Origin of the sequence: Pseudonocardia sp. McavD-2-B (assembly GCF_024124365.1) — a bacterium.
Taxonomy (GTDB): Bacteria; Actinomycetota; Actinomycetes; order Mycobacteriales; family Pseudonocardiaceae; genus Pseudonocardia; species Pseudonocardia alni.
In genome coordinates, this window is the sequence record NZ_JAMXSG010000289.1 from 1 (window position 1) to 7,046 (window position 7,046).

Consider the following 7,046-nt stretch of genomic DNA (forward strand, 5'->3'; position numbering starts at 1 on the left):
CGCGGCGAGCGCGGGCAGCACGTAGACCAGCACCAGCCCGGCGCCGACCGCGACCGCCCCGGCGGGCGAGCCGAACGCCGCCCACAGCGACTTGCGGTAGCCCGCCCGCAGCTCCGCGCCGGTCGCGTACATCCGGCAGGACGCGACCTGCGACCCGTCGGCGATGCCGGTCCGGCCCCCGGCGGCGCGGACCGCCCGGGCCAGCCCGATGTCGTCGAGCACGGCGCCCGACACCGCGGCCCAGCCGCCCGCCCGGGCCAGTGCGGCCGCCTCGACCAGCAGGAACTGTCCGTTCGCGACGGCCATCGACGCCCGTCCGGACCGCTCGGCGACCGACAGCGGCAGCGTCGTCAGCCAGGACCAGGCCAGCAGCGGTTGCACCAGCCGGCCGAGCGGGCCGGAGGCGACCTGCCGCGGCCACGGGCACAGCAGGTCCAGCGGCCGGTCCCGGTCGCGCAGCAGCGCCACCGCGGCCGCGACGGCGTCCGGGACGAGGACGACGTCGGCGTCGACGAAGACCAGGATCTCGCCGCGGGCCGCGGCGGCCAGCGCGGCGCAGGCGTGCGGCTTGCCGAGCACGCCGGGCGGGGGCGGGGTACCGGTGAGCACGCGCAGCCGGGGGTCGCCGGCGGCCGCGGTGCGCACGACGTCGGCGGTCCCGTCGGTGGAGCCGTCGTCGAGGACCAGGATCTCGGCGTCGGCCAGGCCGTGCTGCCCGGTCAGCGCCCGCACCGTCGGCGCGATCCGGTGCGCCTCGTCCCGGGCCGGGACCAGCACCGACACCGGCACGGTCACCGTGGGCGGTCCGGCGGGCGGGCGCCGCAGCCCCGCCCGGTTCACCCAGGCCTGTACCGCCCCCGCGGCGGCGAGGGCGGATCCGGCGGCCACGAGCGGACGGACGGCGCGCAGCGACCGGCGGGGGAGCATTCGGACGACCCTACGGAGGGCGTGGCCCGGCCGCGCGACGATCGACGCCGCCACGGACGACGCGCGGGCCGGCCCGGGTGGTGGCACCGTGGGACCACCCCCGACCGGACCGTGTGGAGGTTCCCGCGTGGCGTTGGCCGCTGCCCCCCGGGCACTGCGCACGACCGTGCCCGCCTGGGTGCTGGTCGCCGGCGCGGTGACCGTGCAGATCCTCTACCCGCTCACCCCCGACACGCTGCGGACGCCCGTGACGGTGCTCAGCGTGGCAGTGTTCTTCCTGGCCGCGGTCGCCGACGTCGTCCGGGTGCACGGCACCCGGGGCGGGCTGCTGCTGCTCGGTGTCGCCGGCGGTGGGGGACTGGTCGCCGAGTCCGTCGGGCTCGCCACGGGGTGGCCGTTCGGTGACTACGCCTACACCGGCACCCTCGGCGCCGAGGTGGCAGGCGTCCCGCTCGTCGTGCCCATGGCGTGGACGATGATGGCCTGGCCCGCGCTCGTCGTGGGCCGGGCGCTGGCCCGGCGCGGACCGGGGGTCGTCGCCGTCGGGGCGTTCGCCCTGGCCGCCTGGGACGTGTTCCTCGACCCGCAGATGGTCGACGCGGGCCACTGGGTCTGGGCGCGCCCCGACCCGGGTCTCCCGCTGGTGCCCGGCATCCCGCTGACCAACTACGCCGGCTGGCTGGTCGTCTCGCTGCTGATCGTCGGGACGCTGCACCGTGCGCTGCCCGGCGGCCCACGACGCTCGGGGCCCGCGGCCACGCTGTACCTGTGGGTCTACGCCTCCTCGGTGCTCGCCCACCTGGTGTTCTTCGGCCTGCCCGGCTCGGCCCTGGTCGGCGGGGTGCTGATGGGGCTGGTCGCGGTCCCGTACGCGCTCGTCCTGCGCCGCGACCGCGCGGCCCACCGCCCCGGGGCCCGTCACCGCGGTGCCCACGACTCCGCTGCCCACGACTCCGCTGCCCACGACTCCGCTGCCCACGAATCCGCTGCCCGCCACCCCGGCGGACACGGTCCGCACGTCCGTCCCGGAGGGACCCTGTGACCGACCCGCTGCGGCGCCGCGCCGCACCGCTGCGCATGCGCCGACGACGGCTGGTGACACCCGACCCGCTGCTGCCGCGTGAGGTGCCCGCCGGGTCGGAGGCGGTCGTCGTCGGGGGCGGGATCGCCGGGGTGTCCGCGGCGGTGGTGCTGGCCGAACGCGGGGTGCGGGTCACCCTGCTCGAGGCGGCCGACCACCTCGGCGGACGGCTCGGGGCCTGGCCGCACACCCTGTCCGACGGCACCGTCGCGCAGGTCGAGCACGGCTTCCACGCCTTCTTCCGGCAGTACTACACCTGGCGGTCGATCCTGCGCCGCGCCGACCCGCAGCTGTCGTTCCTGCGGCCGGTCGGGCACTACCCGGTGATCTCCGCGCGGTGGCCCGACGAGGACCTGTCGGGGCTGCCCGCCGCCCCGCCGTTCAACCTGCTCGCGCTGGCGCTGCGCAGCCGGAGCCTGTCGCGCCGCGAGCTCACCTCCGCCGACCCCGACGCCGGACGCGCCCTGCTGGCCTACGACCGGGCCACCACCACCGCCGAGCTCGACGGCGTCGACGCCGCGTCGTTCCTCGACCGGCTCGGGATGACCGAGCGCACCCGCAGCATGCTGTTCGAGGCGTTCGCCCGGTCGTTCTTCTGCAACCAGGGCGACCTGTCCGCCGCCGAGCTCGTCGCGATGTTCCACTACTACTTCCTCGGCAACCCTGAGGGCATCGCCTTCGACGCCCCGTGCACCGACCACGCCACCGCCGTCTGGCAGCCGCTGTGGCGATACCTCACCTCCCTCGGGGCGCAGGTCCGCACCGGGGCGCGGGTCACCACGGTGCACCCCGACGGCGCCGGCTGGCGGATCGAGGGCCCCGCGGCGACCACCACCCGGCACCTCGTGCTCGCCCTCGACCCGGGCGCGCTGCGTGCGGTCGTCACCGGCTCACCCGCGCTGGCGACGACGGCGCCGCGGCTGCACGCACAGTGCGCGGCGCTGCGCGTCGCGCCCCCGTTCGCGGTCAGCAGACTGTGGCTGGACCGCGACGTCGACCCGGGACGGGCGGTGTTCAGCGCCGTCAGCGGGCAGCCGACCCTGGACTCGGTCACCGTCTACTCCCGGCTGGAGGAGCCCTCGTCCCGGTGGGCCGCCGGGACCGGCGGGTCGGTGGTGGAGCTGCACTCCTACTCCTGCGCCGAGCCCGACGCGGCGTCCGCCGCGGCCGCGCTGCGCGCCGAGCTGGCCGTGCTGTGGCCCGAGACCGCGGACGCGACCGTCCTCGACCGGTACGACCGGCTGGAGGCCACCGCGCCCGCGTTCCCGCCCGGGACGGCGGGCACCCGGCCGGGGGTGCGGACCGACGCGCGCGGCCTGCGGGTGGCCGGTGACTTCGTGGAGACGCCCTACCTCGCCGGGCTGATGGAGCGCTCGTCGATGTCGGGGGTGCTCGCCGCGAACGACGTGCTCGCCGAGCTGGGGGCGGCCGCCGAACCGGTCGACGGGATCCCGCAGCGCGGCCTCCTCGCCGGTGTCCCGGCGCTGCGCGGGGCCCGCGGACGCCACGCCGCGGCCCGCTGACCGCGGCCGTGCGGGTCGCGTCGCTGAACCTCGCCTCCGGACGTGGGGCGGACGGGCGGTGCCTGACCGGCCCCGCGCTCGGGGCGGCCGTCGCCGGGGTGGGCGCCGACGTCGTCGCGGTGCAGGAGGTCGACACCGGCCAGTCCCGCTCGGCGGGTGACGACCAGCCGTCGCTGCTCGCGGCCGGGCTCGGTGCCGTGGACTGGCGCTCCGCCGCGACCATGCACGGCGAGCCGCGTCCGGACCCGCTGCCGTCGTGGACCCCGCTCGACCCCCCGGTCCTGCGCGGCCCCGGCGACCCGGCGACCGGGCCGCGCTACGGCGTCGCGCTGTTCTCCCGGCTCCCGGTGCGCCGGTGGCACGTGCTGGGGTTCGAGGCCGGACGGGGCCGGCTGCCGGTGCCGGTGCCCGCCCCCGGCGGGGGGACCCGGCTCGCCTGGTTCCCCGACGAGCCGCGCGTCGCCGTCGCCGCGGAGCTGGGGACGCTCACGGTGGTGGCGACCCACCTGTCCTTCGCCCCGCCGACGGCCGTCCGCCAGCTCCGGGCGCTGCGGCGCTGGGCGGCGGGGCTGCCCGGGCCGGTGGTCGTCGCCGGGGACCTGAACCTGCCCGGCTCGCTCCCCGCGATGGTGACCGGCGGCCGGCGGCTCGTCGACGGGCGGACGTTCCCGGCGGCGACGCCGCGCGCCCAGCTCGACCACCTGATCGCGCTCGGCCGCCTGACCGGGCGGGACCCGGCCGTGCTGCCACTCGACGTCGGTGACCACCGCGCCGTCGCCGCGACGGTCGGGCCCGGCTGAGCCCTCAGCCGTTCGCGGGCGGGTCGGGGCGCGAGCGGGCCGGCCGGCGCCGGGCCAGGACGACCCCGGTCAGCACGACGACCCCGAGCCCGGCCACCGAGACCAGGAACGGCAGCGACCCGGGGTCGGTGCCGAACGCGCCGACCGCGACCAGCGCCGTCGTGCCCGGGGTGACCCCCAGGACGGTGCCGAGGAGGTAGTGCCGGAACCGGACCGCGGTCAGCCCCCACAGCAGGTTCAGCACCGAGTACGGCAGGACCGGCGCGAGCCGGACCCCCACCACGGCCAGGACGCCGCGACGGCGCACCAGGTCGTCGACCACCGCCATCCGCTCCGCGCCCCGGCCCGAGCGGTCCACCAGCCGCAGCACCGTGTCCCGGCCCAGCCGCCGCGCCAGGGCGAACCCGACCGCCGCGCCGACGAACTTCCCGGCGAGCGTGGCGGGCAGCCCCTCGCCGAACCCGAACAGCACCCCGCCGAGCACGGCGAGCAGGCTGACCGGCACCGGGGTGAGCGACAGTCCGGCGTACAGCGCCGCCCACAGCAGCGGTCCCGCCCATCCGGTCCCGGCCAGGCCGTCGCGGAGCTGCTCCACCGAGGGCACCCCGACGGCGATCGCGACGACGACCGCGACGCCCACCAGCGCCACGAGCAGGACGGGACGCCAGAGGCGGGCGACGACGGGCCCGGTCACCGGGCTCCGGCGGGCGGTCGGGGCCCGGCGGCCCGGGGGATCTCCGGTGCGGTCGGCATCCTCGTGAGTATCCCCGCCGGGGCGCCGGCCCGCCGGGGGAGCGGACCGCACCCTGGACACCCGGTGTCGGCGACGGCTACGGTGACGGGCCGGGCCCGTCGACCGTGACGACCCCGGTCCAGCTCGACGCATCTACCGGGCGACGCCTCCTCGGAGCCGTCGTCGTTCGGCCGTCCGGTACAGCTCAGTGCCCCGACGGCACCACGGGCCGACCGTTCCCGCAGCGGGACCGGCCACCTCCCTCCTGGCGGACCCATGACCGCGCCCACGCCATCCCGTCGTCTCCTCCTCGTCCCCGAGCCCGAGCCCGCTCACGCCGGCCAGCAGGTCGAGGTCGGGTGCGGTCCCGCCGCGACCGTCGTCATCGGCGTGTCCGGCGACCTCGACCTCGCCACCGGACCCGCGGTCGAGGTGCGCGTGCTCGCCGCCGTCGACCTCGCGGCGGGTGGCCGGGTCGTACTCGACCTCAACGCCGTCCGTTTCCTCGGACTGCGCGGGGTCACGATCCTGCGCGCGGCCGCCGACCGCGCCCGTGCCCACGGGACCGCGGTCGTGGTGGTACTGGACCCGGCGGCGCCTGCGGCCCGGGCCCTGAGGCTGGTGCCCTCCCTCGGTCTCACCGTGGTCGCGGTCGACACCCCGGTGGCCGACGCGTCCTGACCGGGCGGGTGCCGGCGTCGCCGCTCCACGCCCCCGGTGCCACCGGCGGAGTCAGCGGGTCGCCGGGGCCCGCCGCGGGGCCGTCGGCGACGTGGGCAGTCGCGGTGCGGCGGGGGCGTCGAACCAGGGCTCGTCCGGAATCGACGGGTCCGGCGTCTCCCGGACCGCCGGGTCCGGGACGCCGTCGGTGGCCTGCGCCGGTCGGGTCGCGCCGAGGTAGTCGTCGCCGCGCCACCGGTACCAGGAGGTCTGCACCGGCAGCCCGAACGTCGGAGCGCTCACCATCCGGTCCTGCCCGACGAACAGTCCGACGTGGTGGACCTTGTCGACGGTGCCGTAGAAGACCAGGTCACCCGGGCGCAGCGGGGAGCCGGCGGGGACCCGCGGGCCGCGGCGGTACTGGGCGTGCGCGGTCCGTGGCAGGACGACGCCGGCCTTGCCGTAGGCGAACGCGGTCAGCCCGGAGCAGTCGAAGCCGCGGTCGCCGTTCTCCGGCCCGTTGCCGCCCCACACGAACGGCAGCCCGATCTGGCGCAGTGCGGCCTCGACCGCGGTGGCCGCACGCTGCTCGGGCGTCGCCGCCGGCCCGGCCGCGGCAACACCGCCGGTGACGAGCAGCAGGACCACGGCGACGAGCGTCGTCGCGAACGGGGACCGAAGCGGCACGGCGTTCCTCCCGGTCGCCCGCGGTCGGCGGGTGCGACGGGGCCACCGGGCGGTGACCTGCGCCGAACCTAGGGACGGGACTGCGGGGACCGGAAGCGGAAGCGATCGAGCGGGTGAACGGGGTGACCCGGTCGGTGCCGCGGTGGGTCCGGGGACCGGCGCGGGTCACCGACCGGGGCGGGTCAGCCCAGGCCCGGGATGCCCGGCATCTGCGGGAGGACCGGCGTCGAGGCGAACAGGTCCAGGTACATGCCGCCGGAGACCAGCAGCCCCAGGACGCCGAGCACCAGGCCGCCGAGGGCGACCGGCCGGACCCAGGCGCCCGCGGCGGGCCGGGCGGCCGGGCCGAGGACCAGGACGAGCCCGACGAGGACCGCGACCAGCGCGACGACGCCGTTGACCACGGCGGCGACGTCCCAGGGCGCGCCGTAGAAGGACTCGATGGTGTCGCCCGGGCTGCCGGTCGCGGCCTGGATCTGCCCGACGAGCGACTCGCGCTCGCGCAGCATGTCGCCGACGGAGGTGCCGGTCAGCGAGGCGAGACCGAGCCCCGCGGCGACGACGGCGCCCGCACCGGCGAGGCCGCCGCCGGAGGCGGTGTCGGCCGGGGGCCCGGCGGGGGTGGCGGCCGCGGT

7 protein-coding genes and 1 pseudogene are annotated in these 7,046 nt (G+C 77.9%); 4 read left to right on the forward strand and 4 right to left on the reverse strand.

All coding sequences use genetic code 11. The annotated features are described in order from the left end of the window. On the reverse strand, positions 1-927 hold a 927-nt coding region (locus NH602_RS26060), incomplete at its 3' end, for a glycosyltransferase family 2 protein (protein WP_253069166.1). Between the two features lie 127 nt (positions 928-1,054). On the opposite strand from NH602_RS26060, the gene NH602_RS26065 reads away from it, so the two are divergent. Genes NH602_RS26065 through NH602_RS26075 form a run of 3 tightly spaced genes read left to right on the forward strand, consistent with a single transcriptional unit; the run spans position 1,055 to position 4,331 of the window. Then, positions 1,055-1,969 carry a carotenoid biosynthesis protein gene (locus tag NH602_RS26065; protein WP_253069167.1) on the forward strand — a complete coding sequence of 305 codons (915 nt, stop codon included), beginning with the start codon at positions 1,055-1,057 and terminating at the stop codon, positions 1,967-1,969. Beyond that, positions 1,966-3,531, forward strand: coding sequence for an FAD-dependent oxidoreductase (locus tag NH602_RS26070; protein ID WP_308292884.1), 1,566 nt, complete (start codon positions 1,966-1,968; stop codon positions 3,529-3,531). The genes NH602_RS26065 and NH602_RS26070 overlap by 4 nt, the downstream gene beginning before the upstream one ends. An 8-nt stretch (positions 3,532-3,539) precedes the next feature. Further along, positions 3,540-4,331 (forward strand): endonuclease/exonuclease/phosphatase family protein, encoded by a 792-nt coding sequence (locus NH602_RS26075; protein ID WP_100880215.1) that lies wholly within the window; start codon positions 3,540-3,542, stop codon positions 4,329-4,331. A gap of 4 nt (positions 4,332-4,335) precedes the next feature. Here the strand turns inward: NH602_RS26075 and NH602_RS26080 are convergent, their stop codons facing one another. Then, positions 4,336-5,025: a TVP38/TMEM64 family protein gene (locus tag NH602_RS26080; RefSeq protein WP_253069168.1), complete on the reverse strand. Its 690-nt coding sequence runs from the start codon at positions 5,023-5,025 to the stop codon at positions 4,336-4,338. 315 nt (positions 5,026-5,340) lie between these two features. Between NH602_RS26080 and NH602_RS26085 the strand changes: the two genes are divergently transcribed. Further along, on the forward strand, positions 5,341-5,745 hold the full coding sequence (locus tag NH602_RS26085; protein ID WP_253069169.1) for an STAS domain-containing protein: 405 nt from the start codon (positions 5,341-5,343) through the stop codon (positions 5,743-5,745). Between the two features lie 51 nt (positions 5,746-5,796). On the opposite strand, the gene NH602_RS32045 is transcribed toward NH602_RS26085, so the two are convergent. Together NH602_RS32045 and NH602_RS26095 are read right to left on the reverse strand one after the other, a co-directional pair. Continuing rightward, on the reverse strand, positions 5,797-6,411 hold the full coding sequence (locus NH602_RS32045) for a C40 family peptidase (protein ID WP_073573946.1): 615 nt from the start codon (positions 6,409-6,411) through the stop codon (positions 5,797-5,799). A 182-nt stretch (positions 6,412-6,593) separates the two neighbouring features. Beyond that, positions 6,594-7,046, reverse strand: a pseudogene (locus NH602_RS26095) (hypothetical protein); the annotation flags it as partial.

What these genes read in the sequence shown, in the direction of transcription:
- NH602_RS26085 (WP_253069169.1), top strand. Translation starts at nt 5,341, where the DNA reads ATGACCGCGCCCACGCCATCCCGTCGTCTCCTCCTCGTCCCCGAGCCC.